This window comes from Mycobacterium sp. 1245805.9 (assembly GCF_001672915.1).
In the GTDB taxonomy this organism is placed as follows: Bacteria; Actinomycetota; Actinomycetes; order Mycobacteriales; family Mycobacteriaceae; genus Mycobacterium.
Genome location: NZ_LZKR01000148.1, coordinates 16,652 through 37,319, shown reverse-complemented (window position 1 = coordinate 37,319; position 20,668 = coordinate 16,652). Strand labels below are relative to the sequence as shown.

The 20,668-nt window shown below is 68.6% G+C and carries 17 protein-coding genes, 1 pseudogene and 1 riboswitch; of the genes and pseudogenes, 7 read left to right on the top strand and 11 right to left on the bottom strand.

Annotated elements, in window-relative coordinates; all coding sequences use genetic code 11:
• Positions 1–565, top strand: a pseudogene (locus A9X00_RS19745) (DUF222 domain-containing protein); the annotation flags it as partial.
• Between the two features lie 54 nt (positions 566–619).
• On the top strand, positions 620–1,873 hold the full coding sequence (locus A9X00_RS32540) for a PE-PPE domain-containing protein (RefSeq protein ID WP_067157178.1): 1,254 nt from the start codon (positions 620–622) through the stop codon (positions 1,871–1,873).
• Positions 1,874–1,883: 10 nt separating this feature from the next.
• Here the strand turns inward: A9X00_RS32540 and A9X00_RS19735 are convergent, their stop codons facing one another.
• The 3 genes from A9X00_RS19735 to A9X00_RS19725 are packed head-to-tail and all read right to left on the bottom strand — an operon-like array spanning position 1,884 to position 5,148.
• Positions 1,884–2,618 carry a class I SAM-dependent methyltransferase gene (locus tag A9X00_RS19735; protein ID WP_067157175.1) on the bottom strand — a complete coding sequence of 245 codons (735 nt, stop codon included), beginning with the start codon at positions 2,616–2,618 and terminating at the stop codon, positions 1,884–1,886.
• Positions 2,615–3,763, bottom strand: coding sequence for a homoserine O-acetyltransferase (locus tag A9X00_RS19730; RefSeq protein ID WP_067157172.1), 1,149 nt, complete (start codon positions 3,761–3,763; stop codon positions 2,615–2,617). Before A9X00_RS19730 ends, A9X00_RS19735 begins: the two co-directional genes overlap by 4 nt.
• Positions 3,764–3,774: 11 nt before the next feature.
• A complete protein-coding gene (locus A9X00_RS19725) occupies positions 3,775–5,148 on the bottom strand; it encodes a bifunctional o-acetylhomoserine/o-acetylserine sulfhydrylase (RefSeq protein WP_067157169.1) in 1,374 nt (457 codons plus the stop codon).
• 141 nt (positions 5,149–5,289) lie between these two features.
• A riboswitch (SAM riboswitch) is annotated at positions 5,290–5,407 on the bottom strand.
• Between the two features lie 181 nt (positions 5,408–5,588).
• Here A9X00_RS19725 and A9X00_RS19720 point away from each other — a divergent pair.
• A complete protein-coding gene (locus tag A9X00_RS19720) occupies positions 5,589–7,829 on the top strand; it encodes an NADP-dependent isocitrate dehydrogenase (protein WP_067157166.1) in 2,241 nt (746 codons plus the stop codon).
• A 34-nt stretch (positions 7,830–7,863) separates the two neighbouring features.
• Positions 7,864–9,093, top strand: coding sequence for an NADP-dependent isocitrate dehydrogenase (locus tag A9X00_RS19715; RefSeq protein WP_067157163.1), 1,230 nt, complete (start codon positions 7,864–7,866; stop codon positions 9,091–9,093).
• On the opposite strand, the gene A9X00_RS19710 is transcribed toward A9X00_RS19715, so the two are convergent.
• Complete coding sequence (locus tag A9X00_RS19710) at positions 9,082–9,936, bottom strand: alpha/beta fold hydrolase (protein ID WP_067157160.1); 855 nt, start codon at positions 9,934–9,936, stop codon at positions 9,082–9,084. The genes A9X00_RS19715 and A9X00_RS19710 overlap by 12 nt on opposite strands.
• A 75-nt stretch (positions 9,937–10,011) precedes the next feature.
• Between A9X00_RS19710 and trpS the strand changes: the two genes are divergently transcribed.
• Together trpS and yhjD are read left to right on the top strand one after the other, a co-directional pair.
• Positions 10,012–11,031, top strand: coding sequence for a tryptophan--tRNA ligase (trpS, locus tag A9X00_RS19705; protein ID WP_067157156.1), 1,020 nt, complete (start codon positions 10,012–10,014; stop codon positions 11,029–11,031).
• Between the two features lie 8 nt (positions 11,032–11,039).
• Positions 11,040–12,068: an inner membrane protein YhjD gene (gene yhjD / locus A9X00_RS19700; protein WP_067157180.1), complete on the top strand. Its 1,029-nt coding sequence runs from the start codon at positions 11,040–11,042 to the stop codon at positions 12,066–12,068.
• On the opposite strand, the gene nagA is transcribed toward yhjD, so the two are convergent.
• The 4 genes from nagA to A9X00_RS19680 form a co-directional block, all read right to left on the bottom strand.
• The gene (nagA, locus tag A9X00_RS19695) at positions 12,069–13,190 is read right to left on the bottom strand and encodes an N-acetylglucosamine-6-phosphate deacetylase (protein ID WP_067157152.1); all 1,122 of its coding nucleotides are present in this window, start codon (positions 13,188–13,190) and stop codon (positions 12,069–12,071) included.
• A complete protein-coding gene (locus A9X00_RS19690; protein WP_067157149.1) occupies positions 13,181–14,530 on the bottom strand; it encodes a sugar porter family MFS transporter in 1,350 nt (449 codons plus the stop codon). Before A9X00_RS19690 ends, nagA begins: the two co-directional genes overlap by 10 nt.
• Positions 14,527–15,768: a D-alanyl-D-alanine carboxypeptidase family protein gene (locus tag A9X00_RS19685; RefSeq protein WP_067157146.1), complete on the bottom strand. Its 1,242-nt coding sequence runs from the start codon at positions 15,766–15,768 to the stop codon at positions 14,527–14,529. Before A9X00_RS19685 ends, A9X00_RS19690 begins: the two co-directional genes overlap by 4 nt.
• 129 nt (positions 15,769–15,897) lie before the next feature.
• Entirely contained in the window at positions 15,898–16,284 is a 387-nt protein-coding gene (locus A9X00_RS19680; RefSeq protein ID WP_082975395.1) for a DUF4189 domain-containing protein, read from the bottom strand.
• Between the two features lie 201 nt (positions 16,285–16,485).
• Here A9X00_RS19680 and A9X00_RS19675 point away from each other — a divergent pair, with 201 nt between their 5' ends.
• Positions 16,486–16,959 carry a YbjN domain-containing protein gene (locus tag A9X00_RS19675; protein WP_067157141.1) on the top strand — a complete coding sequence of 158 codons (474 nt, stop codon included), beginning with the start codon at positions 16,486–16,488 and terminating at the stop codon, positions 16,957–16,959.
• A gap of 2 nt (positions 16,960–16,961) precedes the next feature.
• Here A9X00_RS19675 and A9X00_RS19670 read toward each other — a convergent pair whose 3' ends face one another.
• Genes A9X00_RS19670 through A9X00_RS19660 form a run of 3 tightly spaced genes read right to left on the bottom strand, consistent with a single transcriptional unit; the run spans position 16,962 to position 20,613 of the window.
• Positions 16,962–18,689, bottom strand: coding sequence for a GTPase (locus A9X00_RS19670; RefSeq protein WP_197515212.1), 1,728 nt, complete (start codon positions 18,687–18,689; stop codon positions 16,962–16,964).
• Positions 18,686–19,120: a nucleotide exchange factor GrpE gene (locus tag A9X00_RS19665; protein WP_082975394.1), complete on the bottom strand. Its 435-nt coding sequence runs from the start codon at positions 19,118–19,120 to the stop codon at positions 18,686–18,688. Before A9X00_RS19665 ends, A9X00_RS19670 begins: the two co-directional genes overlap by 4 nt.
• On the bottom strand, positions 19,117–20,613 hold the full coding sequence (locus A9X00_RS19660; RefSeq protein WP_067157132.1) for a dynamin family protein: 1,497 nt from the start codon (positions 20,611–20,613) through the stop codon (positions 19,117–19,119). Before A9X00_RS19660 ends, A9X00_RS19665 begins: the two co-directional genes overlap by 4 nt.
• Between the last annotated feature and the right edge of the window lie 55 nt (positions 20,614–20,668).

Here is a 20,668-nt window from a genome sequence, read left to right as displayed (position 1 = left end):
GGGCTGCGGGCCCTGTTCTCCTCGGGAAAGCTGGGCAGCCACAACGGGCTACCGGTGTCGATCGTGGCGATGACCACACTCAAGGAGCTCGAGGCCGCCACCGGCAAGGCCCCTCACCGGCGGGGGCACCCTGGTGCCGATGTCGGATGTGATCCGCTGGGCCGGTCACGCGCATCACTACCTGGCGCTCTTTGATGACGCCAAACCGCTGGCGCTGTATCACACGAAGCGGCTGGCCTCACCCGCGCAACGCATCATGCTCTACGCCAAAGACCGTGGGTGCACGAAACCGGGCTGCGACGCCCCGGCCTACCACAGCCAGGTCCACCACACCCACGGTTGGACGACCACCCGGCGCACCGACATCGACGACCTCACCCTGGCCTGCGGGCCGGACAACCGGCTCGCCGAAGAGGGCTGGACCACCCGCACCAACACCCACGGTGAGACCGAATGGATCCCCCCACCGCATCTCGACCGCGGCCAACCCCGCACCAACTCCTTCCACCACCCCGAACGAATGCTGCGCGGCGAAGACGACGAGGACGACGAAAGCCACGCCTAGCGTGGTGGCCGCGAGTAGCCTCACAGCCACCGATCGGGGGCAAGGAGGCACCGGGTGTCGTACGTCCTCGCCGCGCCCGAATGGCTGTCGAGCGCTGCCGAGGATCTGGCCGGGATCGGGTCGGCGGTCGACGCCGCGAACGCCGCGGCCGCGAACTCCACCACGTCGCTGCTGGCCGCGGGCGCCGACGAGGTGTCGACGTGCATCGCCGGGTTGTTCGGCGCGCACGGCCAGGCATTCCAGGCGATCACCGCGCAGGCGGCGCAGCTGCACGAAAGGTTCGCGCTCACCCTGGCGGCCAACGCCGGCACATATCTGGCCACCGAGATCGCAACGGCCGAGACGCTGTTGGGCGGCCCGCTGACCCCGGGCGCGGCGGCAGGCACCCGGATCACGGTGCCCGGCGCGGGACCGCTGTACTACCCGAACTTCATCACCGGGCTGCCGTACCTGGGGCAGCTGGTCTACGCGGGCAGCGTCCCGGGGCCACTCTCCGTGTCGATCCTGCAGGGGTACGACCTGCTGAACCACGCCATCGGCGAGAACTGGTTCCCCGGCACCACCCCGCAAGTGGTCAACTACCCGGCCAGCATCGGCCTCATCAGCGGGAGCCTGGCCGCCCCCGGCGTCAACCAGGCCCTCGCCATGGGGCAGCAGGCGCTCAACGACCAGATCTTCAACGCCTTCGCCAACGGCAGCGGTGCCCCGGTGCGCATCGCCGCGCTGTCGGAGGGGACGCTCGTCGTCAACCGCGAATTGGCCGCCCTGGCCGCCGACCCGACCGCCCCGCCGCACAGTGCCCTGCAGTTCGCCCTGTTCAATGGCCCCGAGACCGGCCTGTTTCACATCTACCTGCCGAACGGGGTGACCGTGCCGTTTGTCGACTACACGGCGCAGGGCCTGCCGAACACCCAGTACGACGTCAGCGTGGTGTTCGGCCAGTACGACTTTTTCGGCAATCCGCCCGACCGGCCCTGGAACATCCCGGCGTGGGTGAACGCGTTGGCCGGCGGGATCTACCACCACAACACCACATCGCTGGCCTCGATGTCCGACGCGGTGCAGCTGTCCAGCACGACCACTTCCCTGGGCGGCACCATCACCACGTACATGGTCCCGTCGCCGACCCTGCCGATGTTGTTGCCGCTTGAGCAGATTGGCGTCCCGCAGCCGATCGTCGACAACCTCAACTCGTTCCTGCAGCCGATCGTCAACGACGGCTATTCGTCCCTGACACCAAACGCCGGCCCGTACTTCTCCCAAGGGGTGCTGCAGGGCTTGCCCCCGTTGCCGAACCTCTTCGGGTGACGCGAACGGACTACCCGGCCAACGCCGCCCGGATGCACACGGTGACGTAGGGCAGCGCCAGGCCGTTCGAATTCGCCAGCGCGGGATGGGTGGCCAGCAACTGGCGCACCTCGTCGAGCGTGCGGCTGCGCACCTCGGTCGGCGAGGTGATGCAGTAGCTGCGCGAGGCCACCAGGTCGATCAACGCTTGCGGCGTAAGGTAATTCGTCCACTCGACCTGATGGCGCTCGGGCTCGGTGAACGACGTCGACAGCGACACGTCGAAGCGGCCCCGGTCGCCGTCGGAGCCGATGATCTCGCCCAGCTCGCGCACCCAGCCCATTCGCTCGTCGCGGGTGTTCCACACCAGGCCGAGCCGCCCGCCCGGCCGCAGCACCCGGGCCACCTCCGGGATCGCCCGCTCGGGGTCCACCCAGTGCCACGCCTGCGCGACGACCACGGCGTCAACGCTGTTGTCCTCCAACGGAATCTCTTCCGCGGTGCCCAGCAGGGCGCGGGTCTCCGGCAGCGAAGACCGCAGCACCTCCAGCATGTCGGGAATCGGGTCGACGGCCACCACGTCCAGGCCGCGCTCCACCAGCCGGGTGGTCAGCTTGCCGGTGCCCGCACCCAGGTCCAGCACGCGGCGCGCGCCGCGCGGGATCAGCCAGTCGATGGCCTCCGGCGGATAGGAGGGGCGGCCACGCTCGTAGGCGGCGGCCGCTGAGCCGAACGACAGCGAGCGTTCCTGGCTGGAGCGGATCACCGCCGACCCCGATCGGCCGAGTCCGCCAACTCGAGCGTCTCGCGGATCAATTCGCCGACGGCCTCGGACTCCACCAGGAACCCGTCGTGCCCGCAGATGGAGTCGACGACGTGCAGCCCGGAGCAGCCGGGCAGCAGCTCGGCCAGCTCCTCCTGCAGCCGCAGCGGGTAGAGCCGGTCGGAGGTGATGCCGCCGACCACCACCGGCACCGGGCAGCCGCGCAGAGCGCGTTCGAGGCCGCCGCGGCCGCGGCCGACGTCGTGGCTGCTCAGCGCGTCGGTCAGCACGACGTAGCTGCCGGCGTCGAAGCGGGCCAACAGCTTGTCGCCCTGATGCTCCAGGTAGCTCTGCACCGCATACCGGCCGCCGCCAATTGGCGGGGCCGGATCCTCGCCGTCCTGGCTGTCGTTGGCGAAGCGGGTGTCCAGCTCGACCTCGCCGCGGTAGGTCAGGTGCGCGAAGCGGCGGGCGATGGTCAACCCGGCATCTGGGGCACGGCCCGTTTCGTAGTAGTCGCCGCCCTGCCAGTTCGGGTCGGCCTTGATGGCCGCGACCTGCGTGGACTGCGTGCCGATCTGGTCGGCGGTGGCGCGCGCGCCGACCGCCAGCAGCAGCCCGGCCCGCACGCGGTCGGGGTGGCCGACGATCCACTCCAAAGCCCTTGCGCCGCCCATGGATCCGCCGACGACGGCGGCCACCCGGTCGATGCCCAGCGCGGCCAGCGCGGCGACGTCGGCCTCCACCTGGTCGCGCACCGAAATCAGCGGAAACCTTGAGCCCCACGGCTTTCCGTCCCGGGCCAGCGAGCTGGGGCCGGTGGAACCGCGGCAGCCGCCGAGCACGTTGGTGGCCACCGCGCACCAGCGGTCGGTGTCGATCGGCGCTCCCGGCCCGGCCACGCCGTCCCACCAGCCGGGCGTGGGGTGCCCGGGTCCGGCGGGCCCGGTGATGTGCGAATCGCCGGTGAGCGCGTGCAGCACCACCACCACGTTGTCGCGCGTCGGCGACAGCTCGCCCCAGCGCTGGACCGCGATGCAGACGTCGTCGATCACCGCACCGCTCTCGGTGGTCAGCGAGCCGATGTGGACGAGGCCGAGCTCGCCTTCGGCGGGCAGCGTCTGCGTCGGGACGTCGGAGATCGTCATGTCGAAACCCCTCAGAACGCCGCCACGGCCTGCGGGTCGGCCGCCCCGGCCCCGATCTTGCGGGCCGCGGCGAACCCGAGCTCCAGGTCGGCCAGGATGTCGTCGATGCCCTCGATGCCGACGGCCAGCCGCACCAGCCCCGGCGTCACGCCGGTGGCCACCTGCTCCTCGGGGCTGAGCTGGGCGTGCGTGGTCGACGCCGGATGGATCACCAGCGAGCGCACGTCGCCGATGTTCGCGACGTGGCTGTGCAGCTGCAGCGCGTTCACGAACGCCTTGCCGGCCTCGACGCCGCCGGCCAGCTCGAACGCCAGCACGGCCCCGGTTCCCTTGGGCGCCAGCTTCTTTCCCCGCTCGTACCAGGGCGAGCTGGGCAGCCCCGCGTAGTTCACGGACACCACACCGTCATGGGCCTCCAAGAACTCGGCGACCCGCTGCGCGTTGGCGACGTGCCGCTCGACGCGCAGGCTCAGCGTCTCCAGGCCCTGCGCCACCAGGAACGCGTTGAACGGCGCGGCGGCCGACCCCAGGTCGCGCAGCAGCTGCACGCGGGCCTTGAGCGCGTACGCCGGCGGGCCCAGCTCGGCGAACACCACGCCGTGATAGCTGGGGTCGGGCGTGGTGAATCCGGGGAAGCGGCCCTGGGTCCAGTCGAAGGTGCCGCCGTCGACGATCACGCCGGCGATGGCCGCACCGTGCCCGCCCAGGTACTTGGTAGCCGAGTGGACCACGATGTCGGCGCCCTGGGCGAACGGCTGGATCAGGTAGGGCGTCGCGATGGTGTTGTCGACGATCAGCGGCACGCCATTGGCGTGGGCGACCCCGGAGACCCCGGGGGTGTCCAGGATGTCGATCTGCGGGTTGGAGATGGTCTCGCCGAAGAACGCCTTGGTGTTCGGGCGCACCGCGGCCTGCCACGAGTCGAGGTCGTCGGGATCGTCGACGAAGCTGACCTCGATGCCGAGCTTGGGCAGCGAATAGTGGAACAGGTTGTAGGTGCCGCCGTACAGGCGCGGGCTGGACACGATGTGATCTCCAGCACTCGCGAGGTTCAATATGGCGAATGTCTCAGCCGCCTGGCCGGAGGACAGGAACAGCGCGGCCACCCCGCCCTCGAGCGCGGCGATGCGCTGCTCGACGACGTCGGTGGTCGGGTTGCCGATCCGCGTGTAGATGTTGCCCGGGACCTCCAGCCCGAACAGCGCGGCGGCGTGCGCGGTGTCGTTGAAGACGTAGGACGTGGTCTGGTAGATCGGCAGGGCGCGGGCGTTGGTTGCGGGGTCGGGACTCTGGCCGGCGTGGACCTGCTTGGTCTCGAACGACCAGTGCGCGGTCGGATCTGCGGGGTCTGTTTCGGGACTGCTTTCGTTGTTTTCGGAGCTCACGTGCGGTGTGCTTTCTTCTCTGAAGTGAATTCGGGTATCGGGAAGTGCGCGGTCGGGATTACCGACGGCAGACAAAACGACGCGAATGAGCTTGACGAATGCGCATCACGTTTCCCCTCTAGTCAGGGGTCCGGTATGGCGGACCCGCGCTTGCCGCGCAGCCTGTGGCTACTAGACCTGGTCTTTCACCCGGGGCACCCCACCGCGGTTGGAGGGTTGCCGGCCAGCAAGCCGGGGCTTAGCGCTGGCGCTCATGACCGATGTGAAGCCTATCTCATGGCGGCTCGCCGATGCCAACAGAGTTGCCGACAGAGATGCCAACAGCGATGCCGGCGGACCGGCTCGCCTGCGGGTCGACACCTGTCCAAACACCCTTGATAACGTGGCAACCAGAACGCTGAGAACCATCAAATCTGACCAATGACGCCGGGAGATGGACCGTGTGCGCCGAACAGCCGACCGTCATCTACACGCTGACCGACGAGGCGCCGCTGCTGGCGACCTACGCGTTCCTGCCGATCGTGCGAGCCTTCGCCGAGCCGGCGGGCATCAAGATCAAGACCGGTGACATCTCGGTGGCCGCTCGGATCCTCGCCGAGTTCGCCGACCACCTGACCGAAGAGCAGCGGGTGCCGGACGACCTGGCGGAACTGGGCGCGCTGACGAAGGAAGCCGACACCAACATCATCAAGCTGCCGAACGTCAGCGCGTCGGTGCCCCAGCTGATCGCCGCCGTCAAGGAGCTGCAGGGCAAGGGCTACCAGATCCCGGACTTTCCGCAGAGCCCGAAGACGGACGAGGACAAGGAAATTCGCGCCCGCTACGGCAAATGCCTGGGCAGCGCGGTGAATCCGGTACTGCGGCAAGGCAACTCGGACCGGCGCGCGCCTAAGGCCGTCAAGGAGTACGCGCGCAAGCACCCGCACAGCATGGGGGATTGGTCGCCGGCCTCGCGCACCCACGTCGCCACCATGCGGCACGGCGACTTCTACCACGGCGAGAAGTCCATGACGCTGGACCGCGCGCGCAACGTGAAGATGGTGCTGCGGACCAAGGGCGGGGAGACCCTCGACCTCAAGCCGAAGGTCGAGCTGCGCGACGGCGACGTCATCGATTCCATGTTCATGAGCAAGAAGGCCCTGGTCGAGTTCTACGAAGAACAGATGCAGGACGCCTACGAGACCGGCGTGATGTTCTCGCTGCACGTCAAGGCCACCATGATGAAGGTCTCCCACCCGATCGTCTTCGGCCACGCCGTGAAGGTCTTTTACAAGGAGGCCTTCGCCAAGCACCAGGAGCTGTTCGACGAACTGGGCGTCAACGTCAACAACGGGCTGGTCGACCTCTACGACAAGATCGAGTCGCTGCCGGCGTCGCTGCACGAGGAGATCATCCGCGATCTGCACGCCTGCCATGAGCATCGCCCCGAGCTGGCGATGGTCGATTCGGCCAAGGGCATCACCAACTTTCATTCGCCCAGCGACGTGATCGTGGACGCGTCGATGCCGGCGATGATCCGCGCCGGCGGCAAGATGTGGGGCGCCGACGGGCGGCAGAAGGACACCAAGGCCGTCAACCCCGAGTCGACCTTCTCGCGCATCTACCAGGAGATCATCAACTTCTGTAAGACCCACGGGCAGTTCGACCCGACGACGATGGGCACCGTCCCCAACGTCGGCCTGATGGCGCAGCAGGCCGAGGAATACGGCTCGCACGACAAGACGTTCGAGATCCCCGAAGACGGCGTCGCCGACATCGTCGACCTCGATACCGGGGAAGTCCTGCTGACCCAGAACGTCGAAGAGGGCGACATCTGGCGGATGCCGATCGTCACCGACGAAGCGATCCGCGACTGGGTCAAGCTGGCCGTCACCCGCGCGCGGAACTCGGGCATGACGGTGGTGTTCTGGCTGGACACCGAGCGGCCGCACGAGGTCGAACTGCGCAAGAAGGTCAAGGCGTACCTCAAGGAGCACGACACCGAGGGCCTCGAGATCCAGATCATGCCCCAGGTGTGGGCTATGCGCTACACGCTGGAGCGCGCGGTGCGCGGGCAGGACACCATCGCCGCGACGGGAAACATCCTGCGCGACTACCTCACCGACCTGTTCCCGATCCTGGAGCTCGGCACCAGCGCCAAGATGCTGTCCATCGTGCCGCTGATGTCCGGCGGCGGAATGTACGAAACTGGGGCGGGCGGTTCGGCGCCCAAGCACGTGCACCAGCTCGTCGAGGAAAATCATCTGCGCTGGGATTCCCTCGGCGAATTCCTCGCGCTGGGAGCGTGTTTCGAGGACATCGGCATCAAGACCGACAACCAGCGCGCCAAGCTGCTCGGCAAGACGCTGGACGCCGCGATCGGCAAGCTGCTGGAGAACAACAAGAGCCCGTCGCGCAAGACCGGCGAACTCGACAACCGCGGCAGCCAGTTCTACCTGGCGCTGTACTGGGCCGAGGAACTGGCCGGGCAATCCGACGACGACGAGCTGCGCGAGCACTTCGCCGCGCTGGCCGAGGAGTTGAGCAAGAACGAGGACGCGATCGTGGCCGAACTCGCCGAGGCGCAGGGCGAGCCGGTCGACATCGGCGGCTACTATCGCCCGGACCCGGAGAAGACGACTGCAGTCATGCGGCCGAGCAAAACGTTCAACGAAGCGCTAGCAGCTTCGCAAGCCTCCTAGGGCTGAAAGCCGCAAGAAGAAAGTCGAACTCGATATGTCTGACGAATTCAAGATCAAGGTCAAGGGCCCGGTGGTCGAGCTCGACGGCGACGAGATGACCCGCGTCATCTGGAAGCTCATCAAGGACATGCTGATCCTGCCCCATCTCGACATCAACCTGGAGTACTACGACCTGGGCATGGAGCACCGCGACCGCACCGACGACCAGGTGACGATCGACGCGGCCTATGCGATCAAGAAGCACGGCGTGGGCGTCAAGTGCGCGACCATCACCCCGGACGAGGCGCGGGTCCACGAGTTCAACCTGAAGAAGATGTGGCTGTCGCCCAACGGGACCATTCGGAACATCTTGGGCGGCACCATCTTCCGCGAGCCGATCGTGATCTCCAATGTCCCGCGCCTGGTTCCGGGCTGGACCAAGCCAATCGTCATCGGCCGGCACGCTTTTGGCGACCAGTACCGCGCCACGAACTTCAAGGTCGACCGGCCCGGCACCGTCACGCTGACGTTCACACCGTCCGACGGCAGCGAGCCCATGGTGCACGAGGTGGTGTCGATCCCCGAGGACGGCGGCGTCGTGATGGGGATGTACAACTTCAAGGACTCCATCCGCGACTTCGCGCGCGCCTCGTTCGCCTACGGCCTGAACGCCAAGTGGCCGGTGTACCTGTCCACCAAGAACACCATCCTCAAGGCCTACGACGGCATGTTCAAGGACGAGTTCCAGCGCATCTACGACGAGGAATTCAAGGAGCAGTTCGAAGCCGAGGGCCTGACCTACGAGCACCGGCTCATCGACGACATGGTGGCGGCCTGCCTCAAATGGGAGGGCGGCTACGTGTGGGCCTGCAAGAACTACGACGGCGACGTGCAGTCCGACACCGTCGCGCAGGGCTACGGCTCGCTGGGGCTGATGACGTCCGTGCTGATGACGGCCGACGGCAAGACGGTCGAGGCCGAGGCCGCGCACGGCACCGTCACCCGGCATTTCCGGCAGTACCAGGCCGGCAAGCCGACCTCGACCAACCCGATCGCCTCGATCTTCGCCTGGACGCGCGGGCTGCAGCACCGCGGCAAGCTCGACGACACCCCCGAGGTGATCGAGTTCGCCCAGAAGCTCGAGGAGGTCGTCATCTCCACCGTCGAGGGCGGCAAGATGACCAAGGACCTGGCCATCCTCATCGGCCCCGAGCAGGAGTACCAGAACAGCGAGGAGTTCCTGAACTCCATCGCCGAGAACCTGGAGAAGGCCCTAGCCGGCTGACTCCTCGCGGCCCGGGACCGGGCAGTGCTCCTCGATGAATTCGGTGATCACCCGGGTGATGCGCTCGGGCGCCTCGAACATCGGCACGTGCCCGACGCCGTCCAGCTTGGTGACCTGGTGACTGTCCTTGGGCAGCTGGTCGGTGAAATGCCGGCTGAACCGGGGGGCGGGCAGGATCCGGTCCTTCTCGCAGATCACCAGGTGGGCCGGGACCGCGTTCTGCGCGACCTCCCGCAGGCCGGGCAACAACAGCGCCTTGGCCAGCAGCTGGAAGTAGGCGGGGCAGTGCGCGACGTCGTCGATGCAGCCGAGCAGTTGAGCGTCGCTGACGCTCTCGGGCTTGGCGCTGATCGCGTAGGTGGCCAGTTGCCGGCTGAACGGCAGCCGCAGCACGCGCGGCCCGAACGCCCAGGCCAGCAGCAGCAGCGGGATGCCCAGCACGAACTTGGCGATCACCTCGAACTTCGCCGGGGTCCAGCGCGTCCAACCGCCGGCCGGGGCGATGCCGGTGATGCTGCGCGCGCGGCCGCGGCGCTCCAGCTCGAAGGCGACCCAGCCGCCCAGCGAGTTGCCCACGATGTGGGCGGTTTTCCAGCCCAGTTCGTCCATCTGCTTCTCGACGTGGTCGGCGAGCACGTCGGACGACAGGAACCAGGTGCCGGCCTTCGGCCCGCCGTTGTGGCCGGCCATCGTCGGGGCGAAGACCTCGTAGCGGCCGGTGTCGGCCAGCTGCCGGGCCACGTCCTCCCACACCGCCTGCGACAGCAGGAACGGGTGCAGTAAGACAACCGGCTCGCCGGAGCCGGTGTGTATCGGCGGACGGGTCCCCTCGTTGCTCCCCATACCGTCCGACATTAATGGCGGTACCGCCGGTACTGCAAACAATGGCCGGTCTGCCCATGAAAAGATCGGGTAATCATGAGCACCGCTACCGGATCCAGCCGGCTCTTCTCCGGCGTGCAGCCCACCTCCGATTCGCTTCACCTGGGTAACGCGCTGGGGGCGATCACCCAGTGGGTGGCGCTGCAAGACGACCATGACGCGTTCTTCTGCGTCGTCGACCTGCACGCCATCACCATCCCGCAGGATCCCGAGGCGCTGCGACGCCGGACCCTGGTCACCGCCGCGCAGTACCTGGCGCTGGGCATCGACCCCGCGCGCAGTACGGTCTTCGTGCAAAGCCACGTGCCCGCGCACACCCAGCTGGCGTGGGTGCTGGGGTGCTTCACCGGCTTCGGGCAGGCCTCGCGGATGACGCAGTTCAAGGACAAGTCCACCCGCCAGGGCAGCGACTCGACCACGGTGGGGTTGTTCACCTATCCGGTGCTGCAGGCGGCCGACGTGCTGGCCTACGACAGTGACCTGGTGCCCGTGGGCGAGGATCAGCGCCAGCACCTGGAGCTGGCACGCGACGTCGCGCAGCGGTTCAACAGCCGCTTCCCGGACACCTTCGTCGTTCCCGACGTGCTCATTCCGAAGGTCACCGCCAAGATCTACGACCTGGCCGACCCGACTTCGAAGATGAGCAAATCGGCGGCGACGGACGCCGGACTGATCAACCTGCTCGACGATCCGGCCTTGTCCGCCAAGAAGATTCGCTCCGCGGTGACTGACAGCGAGCGCGAGATCCGTTACGACACCGAGGCCAAGGCTGGTGTGTCGAACCTGCTGACCATCCAGTCGGCGGTCACCGGGGTCGGCATCGACAAGCTGGTCGAGGGGTACGCCGGGCGCGGCTACGGCGACTTGAAGAAGGACACCGCAGAGGCCGTGGTCGACTTCGTCGCCCCGATCAAGGCCCGGGTCGACGAATTGATGTCGGACCGTGCCGAATTGGAGTCGGTGCTGGCGGCCGGGGCGCAGCGCGCCGAGGAGGTCGCCGGGAAAACGGTTCGGCGGGTTTACGATCGACTCGGGTTCCTTCCGATACGGGAATAGGGTTGCGCATGAGCGAGCCGGCCAAGCCAGGCATCCTGGATCGGCTGCGAGCCCGGTTTCGCTGGTTCGATCACCTCATGCGCGCCTATCAGCGTTTCGATGAGCGCAACGGCGGCTTCTACGCCGCCGGCCTCACCTACTACACGATCTTCGCGTTATTTCCCTTGCTGATGGTCGGTTTCGCGGCGTTCGGGTTCCTGCTGTCGCGCCGGCCGCAGCTGCTGGGCACGATCGACGACCACATCCGGTCCGCGGTGACCGGCGCCCTTTCGCAACAGCTGATCGACCTAATGAATTCCGCGATAGACGCGCGAACGTCGGTCGGCCTGATCGGGCTGGCCACCGCGGCCTGGGCCGGCGTGGGGTGGATATCGCACCTGCGGGGCGCGGTGACCGAGATGTGGTGGGACAAGCGCATCGAGTCGCCGGGGTTCCTGCGCAACAAACTCTCCGACCTGCTGGCGATGGTGGGGACGTTCACGGTGATGTTGGCCACCGTGGCGCTGAGCACGCTGGGCCACGAGGCGCCGATGGGCGCCGTCCTGAGATGGTTTGGCATACCGGAGTTTTCGGTGTTCGACTGGCTGTTCCGGCTGTTCTCGATAGTGGTCTCGCTGTTCGTGTCCTGGCTGCTGTTCACCTGGATGATCGCCCGGCTGCCGCGCGAGAAGGTGGACCTGGCCGCCTCGGCGCGCGCGGGTCTCTTGGCGGCGACGGGCTTCGAGCTGTTCAAGCAGGTGGCGTCGCTGTATCTGCGGGCGGTGCTGCGCAGCCCCGCCGGGGTCGCCTTCGGGCCGGTGCTGGGCCTGATGGTGTTCGCCTACGTCACCGCGTATCTGGTGCTGTTCGCCGCCGCCTGGGCCGCCACCGCGTCCCACGATCCGCGCGCCACGCACGTGGACCCCCCGCCGCCTGCGATCATCGCCCCGCGGGTGCAGGTGGACGAGGGCCTGTCCACCCGTCAGACGCTGGCCGCGATGGGCCTCGGAGCCGTTGGGGCGCTGGCGTTTTCGCGGCTGATCCGCAGGCTGCGGTAGCTACCCGCCGCCCACCCAGTCGCCGCGGACCATGACGGCGGTCACCTGCAAAGCGCCGTCCAGCACAACCAGATTCGCGTCGTAGCCCGGCCGCAAACAGCCCACCCGCTCGAGGCCGAGCGCGCGTGCCGGCGTCGTCGCCGTCAGCGCCACCGCGGCGGCCAGCCCCGCATCGGCGCCTACGGTGCGGAAAAGCAGATCCATGGTGGCGGTGCTGCCGGCGATCGTCGACGTCCCGTGCACCCGCGCGACGCCGGACACGACGTCGACCGCCACCCCGCCGAGCCGAAACGTCCCGTCGGCGCAGCCGGCCGCGGCCATCGCGTCGGTGACCAGGGCGACCCGGTCGGTCCCCGCGGCCGCGACGACCGCGCGCACCACCTCGGGGTGCACGTGCACGCCGTCGGCGATGAGCTCGACGGTCACCCCCGGGTCGCGCAGCAGCGCGAGCGCGGGCCCCGGCTCGCGGTGGTGCAGCGGTGGCATCGCGTTGAACAGGTGGGTGCCGACCGTGGCGCCCGCGGCGATGGCCCGCTGGGTCTGCTCGTAGGTCGCGTCGGTATGGCCCACGGCCACAACCACATTCGCGTCCACGAACCGGCGGATCGCGTCGTCGGCGCCGGGCAGTTCCGGCGCCAGCGTGACCATCCGGACGGCGCCGCCGCCGGCGGCGAGCACGGCGTCGATCTCTCTCGCGTCCGGGTGGCGCATCCGGGTGGGGTCGTGCGCCCCGCAGCGGGCCGGGCTCAGCCACGGCCCCTCCAGGTGGATGCCCGCGATGGCGCCCCGTTCGGTGGGCGGGGCGAGCGCGCGGACGCCGGCGATCAGCTCGGCCGGCGCGGCGGTGACCAGGCTGGCCAGCGTGGTGGTGGTGCCGTGGCGCTTATGAAAGTCCGCGGCGTCGTCGATGCCGTTGGGCTCGGTGTAGGAGGCGCCGCCGCCGCCGTGCACGTGCATGTCGACAAAGCCCGGCACCACAACGCAATCCGGGAAGTCGCGGTCGGCCGGCCGGGGCGGCGGGCCGGCGCCGCACGCGAGGATGCCTTGACCGGACGTCTCCAGCCATCCCGGCCGGCTCACCTGCCCGTCGAGAACCATCGTCCCCGCCGAGATCAGTCCCATCGACCGCCGTTTTCCCAGAAGTGCCTGATGTCCTCGAGCTGGCGGCCCTTGGTCTCCGGCGCATACCGGTAGACGAAGCCGAAGGCGATCAAAGTGAGGACCACGAAGACCGCGAAAGTCCCGGCGCCGCCGAGTGAATGCAACAGCGTGAGGAAGACGGCGGCGACGATCGCGTTGGCCACCAGGTTGGAGGTGAGCATCGTGCTGGAGCCGATGGAGCGAAGCCGCGTCGGGAAGCTCTCGCTGGCGTACACCCAGCCCAGCGAGCCGAAACCCGCGGTGTAGCCGAAGATGAACAGCACGACCCCGGCGAACCCGAAGACCAGGCCGGCGCCGCCGAGGCGGCCCTGGGCGAACACGGCCATCAGGACGAGGTCGGCGACGATCATCATGCCGATGCCGCACAACAGGATTGGGCGCCGGCCCAGCCGGTCGACCAGCAGCAGCGATGTGGCCACCGCCGCCAGCCCGGCGATCTGCACCAGCGCCGGCAGGGCCAGCAGGGCGAAATTTCCGGTGAAGCCCATCGCCTCGAATATCCGTGGGCTGTAATAGATGATCGCGTTGATGCCGGTGATCTGGATCAAAAAGCCGAGCGTGACCACGAAGACGGTGGCCCGTAAGTACGGTTGCCGCAGCATCTCCGAGAAGCCGCCGCTCCCTTCGCTCAACGCGCTTGCTATCTCGGCCAGCTCGGCGTCGGCGTCCGCGGTCGGCTCCGCGCGCAGCAGCGCGGCGCGGGCGTCCTCGGTCCTGCCCTTGAGCACGTACCACCGGGCCGTGTCGGGCATCCGAATCAGCAAGGGCAGCAGCAGCATTGCGGGCACTGCGGCGAGCCCCAGCATCCACCGCCAGGCGTGCGCGCCGGCCAGCAGGTAACCGGTCAGGTAGCCGACGACGAGGCCGCTGACGATCGCCAGTTGATAGGCCGTCAACAGCGAGCCCCGCACCGCCGCCGGCGCCGACTCCGCCACGTACACCGGCACCACCACCACCGTGACGCCGATCGTAAGGCCCAGCAGGAAGCGGGCCGCCAACAGCATCGGCAGCGACACCGAGAACGCACCCAGCAGTGCGAACGCCGCGTAGGCGACGAGGATCGCCACTATCGATTTCTTGCGGCCGATGGCGTTGGCGAGCACGCCGGCGCCGAGCGCGCCGACGATCTGGCCGATCACCACCATCGTCGTCAGCAGCTCCTGCTGCCGGGTGGTGAGCCCGAAGTCGTCGGTGACGAACAGCTGCGCCCCGGCGATGATCGACAGGTCGTAGCCGTAGATGAGGCCGACGCTGGCGGCGGTGAGCCCGAGCAGCCGGGCCCGCCGGTAGTCGGCCGTCAACGGTGTTGCGGTCGGCGGTTCATCGAGCGTGCGACCATGATCAAACTAAACACGATGACGGTTCCGATCGCGGCGACACCCACCCGCACCGGCAGCGCGTCCGCCGCCGGCATCAGCGCGGCGGCCTGGGCTCCCTGCCGGTCGGGGGCGCCGTCGTGCTTGGTGGGCATCAGCGACGGGTCGGGCTCGATCAGCGTGCCGACCTGGGTGCCCTGCGGTGTGGAAAACCCGTAGTCCAGCAGGTGCGCCGCCTGCTCCCACGGCGCGATCGGCTGCCGCGTTCCGTGCAGCAGCACCGCCACCAGCCGCCGGCCGTCGTGGTTGGCCGCGCCCACGAACGTCTGCCCGGCGTCGTCGGTGTAGCCGGTCTTGCCGCCCAGCGCGCCCGGGTACTTGTAGAGCAGCTGGTTGTCGTTTTCCAGCTCATAGCCCGGGTGGTCGCCGTGGCCGGGGAAGTTGAAGGTCCGCGTGGCGACGATGTCGGCGAAGGTGGGGTTTTGCCAGGCGTAGCGGTAGAACAGGCCGATGTCGTAGGCCGACGTGCTCATGCCGGGGCCGTCCAGCCCGGACGGCGTGGCCACCCGGGTGTCGCGGCCGCCGAGCTTGGCGGCCAGCACGTTGATCTTCTCCAGCGCCTGCTGCATCCCACCCAGCTGCACGGCCAGCGCGTGCGCGGCGTCGTTGCCGGAGTGCATCAAGAGGCCGTGCAGCAACTGGTTGACGGTGAACACGCCGCCCTCGGTCACGCCGACCTTGGTGCCCTCGGCGGCCGCGTCGTCGGCGGTGCCCTCGACGGACTTGTTCAGCGGCAGCGCGTTGATGGACGCCATGGCGACCAGCACCTTGATGATGCTGGCCGGGCGGTGCCGCCCGTGCGGGTCCTTGGCGGCGATGACGGCGCCGCTGTCCAGGTCCGCCACCAGCCAGGCGTCCGCCGACACGTCGCCCGGCACCGGCGCCGTCCCGGGTGCCGCGACGATGCCGCAGCCGCCCAGCGCCTCGCCGCCGACCGGCTTGGGGGGCACCGCCAGCGGGACCGGCGGGTCCCCGGCGGTCGGGACCTCCGAGGAGTCCACCGCGGGCGGGGTGTTGACCTGATACGGGCAGGCCGGCGGCCCGGCGTTGGGGCCCGGGGCCGGTTCGGCGGACGCGAGCGGGGCAGCCATCGGCGCGGCGGCCAGGCCGCCTACCAGGAAAAGCGTCGCTGCCAGGCATGACGCGGAACGCAACAGGGTCATTGTCTGAGCAGACTAGGCGATGGGCGGCCCGATTGCAGGACGCCGCGCTGTGACTGATGGGGCGGATGTTACACACCTGGTCAAGGGTTGTGGCCCGCCGGCCGCGGCGGGCCACAGCCGTTTGCACCGTCAGTGGGCGTCCCACGCGCAGTGCTTACCGATGATCCGTCCGTTCGGTACCACGAAGCGGGCGAATTCCGCAGCGGCCGCAATCGTCGGCCCGGAGCCGCCGAACACCGTGTTGCCGTCGACGGCGATGGCGCCGCACTCCCCGGTGGAGATTGCCAGCGTGCAGTCGAACTTGCCGGTCGCCCTTCTGCATTGGTCAAGAGCGCTCGCCTCGATCGCGGCCCGGGTGCCGGGCCCCCACGTCTCGTACAGCTGCACCGGAGCGCTGGGTGAATATGCCTCGGCCACCCAGCCGCTGGCCGCCGCCGCCGGTGCCGTCGCACCGATCGCGCCCGACACAACGGCCGCGGCGGCCGCAAAGCCCAGTGCCATCATTCGTGCCTTCATTGCCGAACTCCATTTCCGCTCAGGCCGCGTCGCGGCTTGGTTGACAGTCCCGGTCTGGCACTGTCAACCCTTTTGAAACCCGGCGGCACCGGAAAGTTCCCGGCTCGTGGACGTCGACTGCCGGCAACTTTTTCGGCGCGACGGCGTGTCTAACGGGTTAGTGGCTGCCTGTCACTTTCCCTACACATCGCGGAGGCAGAGATGATCCAAAGTTTCGAGCGCCAATTGATCGAGAATTGGCTGCGCGCCAGCGAACTCCGATTCCTCATGGACCGGGACGGCGACTTCGTGCTTGGTTTCTATTCAGACCACGGTCCCGACTACCGGGTACAGCTGAGCGCCGAAGGCCCCGAAGCCGACGTCCTGTGCATCCGTATTCATCCGGACGTCGTCTACCCGGAGGCGTCGCGTGAACGCATCGACGCGTTCGTGGCGGGCTGGAACCGAAAGACGCGCTGGCCCAAGGCTTTCGTGGTCAACGATTCGCGTGGCCGAGGGATTCGGGTGGTGGGGGAGAACTCGTTTCCGCTGGGCCCCGGCATCCATCAGGCGCTGTTGGACACGTTCATCATCACCACGATCGATTCGGGTCAACAGATGGTCGCCGAACTCGACGCGACGGCAAATGCCGTCGTCAGCGCTCATCTCGAAACCTGGCTGCACTCAACCGAATAGCCTTACCGGGCGAGGCGCCGCTGGGTGTCCAGCGGCGCTTCGGCCACCGCCAGCAACGCGTCGTGCAGCAGGTTCCACTGCTTGGTCGGCGCGGCAAGTTCCTCGCGCAGCTTGTCGATCTGCTGGATTTCGGCGTTGAGGTCCCGAATCGCGTCGGCCTGAGCCCTTTTGGCGCTCTGGGTGGCCTCGATGGCATCGGTGATCGCTTCTTCGACCGCTTCCTGCAGCAGCCAGGACGCCTTGCGGAAGCCACGGTCGATCTCGCCGCTGATTTCGGCGCTGGCTTCGTTGATCGCGGCGGTGGCCCACGAGCTGAGTCCGGCGAGGTCCGCCCGACGATCGCCCAAGCGCTTCTGCAGCAGGAACCAGGCGACGCCGAACGGCGCCGCGGCCCCCATCGAGGCGACGGCCGAAGCCGCGTTGGCGGCGATCAGCCCGGTGGCCTCGACGGCCCGGGTCAGGTTCTGCCACATCATGGTGCCTATGTAGCCTTGCTGCACCCCGGCCAGGGTGTCGGCGGCGTCCCTCGTGGCCTTGGTGCGGGCGGCGATGTAATCGGCGGGGGATTCACTCGGCGTCGGCAGCCTGTCGGCGAGGTCGGCGATGTCGGGGTCACTGTCAAAGATCCGCCGCCACAGGTCCCGCGCGATCTCGGCGACCGCGCCGCGCAGGTCCGCGTTGGCGTCGGTCTGCGCCTGACACAAGGCTGAAACCAAATCCGTTTCCAGGTCCTGGATTTGGGCCTTCTCCCGCCGGGCGAGTCGCTGTTCGTAGTCGGCGCGTATCGCCTTGATCCGGCGCTTGTGGGCGTCGCGCGCGTCGTCCTGGGCGTCTTCGAGTCGCTTCGACAGCGTGCGCCGCCATGTCGTCGTGCTTTCGCGCAACTGGGTGAGTTGGTCGGTGAGACGGTCGAGTTCGTCTTTGGCGGCGGGTTGGTCGATGGCCTGCTTGCGGCGGTGCAAGTCGTGGTGGGCCAGCGTGATGGCTTCCTTCATCGCGCGCATCGCGTTGAGCTGGCTGTACACGGCTTGGCGGGCGGCGATCTGGTTCAGCCGCTCGCGCACCGCCGGGACTCCGGAGGCGGCCAGCATGCGGGCACTGTCGCCGGCACGGTCGCGGGCATCACCGGCGATTCGCGCGCTGAACGGCAGGAAGGTCGGGTCGGCGAAGCGCTTGCTCGGGAACCGGCTCGAGCCGGCCACGGTTTGCTCGTCTTCCCGCAAGTTGGCCGCGCCCAGATCGGGGAGCAGATCGACCTTGGAGCCCACGAACACGATGTGGTCGACTCGTCGTGCCGCCTCGGCCAGGAAGTCGCGTTCGGCGATCGAGATCTTCGATTCCACCGAGCAGACGAACACCAGTGCGGTGGCCTGGTCGAGGGCGGAGAGCGTGGCCTGCGCGGTGGTCGCATCGAGACCGCCGACACCGGGAGTGTCGAACAGGGTCATGCCCGCCAACTCGTCGGGCCCGCCGGCGTCGACGGCGACGGTGGTCTTCGTGGGCTCGGTCGGCAAGGGGTCCGGACGGTCGAGGATTGCGTTGACGAACGCCGTCTTGCCGGCGCCGACCTCGCCGACGACGACGATTTTCGCGCCGTCGTCGACTACGGCCCGGGCCGGAGGCAGCTGCTGCAGCGCCGCGTCGGCCCCGTGGGCGGCGAACAGCCGTGCCAGCTGTTCGCGCATCTGGGCGATTTCGCTTGCGATGTCGCCTTGTTCGGCGCTAGTCATGATCGGTTCCATTTGAAAACGACCACCTCGGCCGGGCGCAGGACGCGGCCGTTGTCGAGGTAACCGGGGGCCTGCGTGTGGGCCACGATGCCGTCGGCGCTCGGATCGGGCGCCGCAACCGTGTGGTTGACGTGGTGGCGAGAGCGGTCCATCCGAGCTCCGGTGGCATCGAAGACGGTGACCCCACCGCGGCGCAGGGCGTCGTCGAGCACGTCGCTGAGTACCTCGTCGTCGAGCAGTCCGCGCACCTTCACGCAGCCGCCGACCAGCGCGTCGCGTTGTTCGGTCAGTGGGTGCGGCGCCGTCGCACCGCGGCGGTGCGCGAACCTGACGGCGGCCGCGACACCGGCGGCAAACACCACGGTTGCGCAGGCCGCGGCCAGCAATAGGGTCCGGATCCAGTCGATGTTCGTCGCGAAACCCATGGTCATCGTCGCTCCACGCCGGTCTGGATGAGGTGAGCGGACCGCGCGGCCGTATCGGCGATATCGCGCGTCGACAACAGGCCGGCGCCATTGGCGACGGTGCGCCAGTAGCGGGCCGCGGCGGCGGCGCGCTCGCCCAGCGCGTCGCGATCGACGCGGCCCTCGATGCCCAGCCGTTCGGCGGGGTCCACGTGTTCAAAGAGCTGCAGCGCCATCTGCCGGGCGGGCTCGCCCAGGGCGTCGCGGCCGGTGTAGATGGCGGACAAGGCTTTCAGCTCCCGCAGGGTGTGCATGGGGTCGCCGAGGCTGATGGCTTCGATGCGGTCGACGAGCGGCTGGCTCGCCGAGTCCGGCGGGTCGGCGGCGGAGATGAGGGCTTCCAGCTCGGACAGCACCCGCGCGGCCTTGTGGACGGCCGCCGGTCGCACGAACAGAACGTCGAGGCGCTCGCGCAGCGCGGCGACACCGGACAGCTCCCGCAACGTGTCATACATCGTCGCGGCGGGCATCGGCCCGTTCTCCGGGCGCGTCAGTGCCCGGATGCCAAACAGGTCAAGACGATTCAGCAGCACCTCACGCGCGTCGCGGTCGAGCACGTCGGCTTCCATGAACGCGAACGGGTAGCTCAAAATGGCGTCGAGGTCGGCGGCCTCCGCGACGGAGCGCAACCACCCGGCGTGGGTTTCGGTCAGCGAGCCGGTCTCCGTTGTCTCCGCGAGCCTGCCCATCACCGGCAGCACCCCGGCGACGAAGTCGGCGAGCTCGGCGGCGTGCGAGCGGGCCTTGGCCTGCGCGACGGCCCACGGACCGTCGTCGCCGACGAGTTGATCGGCGCGGCTCAGCACCGCGAGCGCGTTGGCAGGAAAGTCGTAGCAGCCGCGGGTCTTTCGGCGAAACCGCCGCAGCACGTCCCGTTCGGTTTCGCGGAGCGTGGGGCCGAGGACGAACAGCAGCACGTCGGCGGCGTCGCGAGCCGGTCGCGGCCCGTCGTTGTCCGGGCTGGCCAGACCCAACAACTCCTCGGTCTGGTTGGCCAGGCCTTCGTCGCCGGACAGGCCCGGGGTGTCGATGACGGTGAGGTGGCGCAGGGGCTCGTAGCTCAACGAGACCTCGATGTACGCCAGCTGCTCCTGCGGAATCGGCAACTCGTCGGCGGGCGGCAAGCGGCGGTCGGCCGTCAGCCACACCGGTTGGGGACTGCCCCGCAGCGGCACGAGCCGGGCCGTATCGGGTCCGAAGCGGAATCGGGTGATGACCCGTGTGCATTCGGTGTCCGCCGTCGGCGCGATCCGGGCGCCGATCAGCGCGTTCACCAATGTCGACTTACCCGCGTTCGTGTGCCCGGCGACCGCTAGGGTCAGCGGCTCGGCGAGTTTGGTGCGCAACCGGTCCAGCTCGCTTTCCGCGTCCGGCCCGAGGGCAGGGCGCGCCTGGTCGAGCAGGTCAGCCATGTCGGACAGCAGTGCCGACGGGCCGACAGCGGCTGGCGGGCGGCTCATGACGGCGCCGCACCCGGTTGGTCCCACATCATTCTTGGACACCGGCCATCCGGCC

Bases quoted from the DNA above. Each gene is read 5' to 3' on its own strand.
- A9X00_RS19730 (WP_067157172.1), bottom strand. From the start codon at position 3,763: ATGACGATCTCCGACGTCCCGACGCAGACGCTGCCCGCCGAAGGCGAG.
- A9X00_RS19715 (WP_067157163.1), top strand. From the start codon at position 7,864: ATGTCTGACGAATTCAAGATCAAGGTCAAGGGCCCGGTGGTCGAGCTC.
- A9X00_RS19710 (WP_067157160.1), bottom strand. From the start codon at position 9,936: ATGGGGAGCAACGAGGGGACCCGTCCGCCGATACACACCGGCTCCGGC.
- trpS (WP_067157156.1), top strand. From the start codon at position 10,012: ATGAGCACCGCTACCGGATCCAGCCGGCTCTTCTCCGGCGTGCAGCCC.
- yhjD (WP_067157180.1), top strand. From the start codon at position 11,040: ATGAGCGAGCCGGCCAAGCCAGGCATCCTGGATCGGCTGCGAGCCCGG.
- nagA (WP_067157152.1), bottom strand. From the start codon at position 13,190: ATGGGACTGATCTCGGCGGGGACGATGGTTCTCGACGGGCAGGTGAGC.
- A9X00_RS19685 (WP_067157146.1), bottom strand. From the start codon at position 15,768: ATGACCCTGTTGCGTTCCGCGTCATGCCTGGCAGCGACGCTTTTCCTG.
- A9X00_RS19680 (WP_082975395.1), bottom strand. From the start codon at position 16,284: ATGAAGGCACGAATGATGGCACTGGGCTTTGCGGCCGCCGCGGCCGTT.
- A9X00_RS19675 (WP_067157141.1), top strand. From the start codon at position 16,486: ATGATCCAAAGTTTCGAGCGCCAATTGATCGAGAATTGGCTGCGCGCC.
- A9X00_RS19670 (WP_197515212.1), bottom strand. From the start codon at position 18,689: ATGACTAGCGCCGAACAAGGCGACATCGCAAGCGAAATCGCCCAGATG.
- A9X00_RS19665 (WP_082975394.1), bottom strand. From the start codon at position 19,120: ATGACCATGGGTTTCGCGACGAACATCGACTGGATCCGGACCCTATTG.
- A9X00_RS19660 (WP_067157132.1), bottom strand. From the start codon at position 20,613: ATGAGCCGCCCGCCAGCCGCTGTCGGCCCGTCGGCACTGCTGTCCGAC.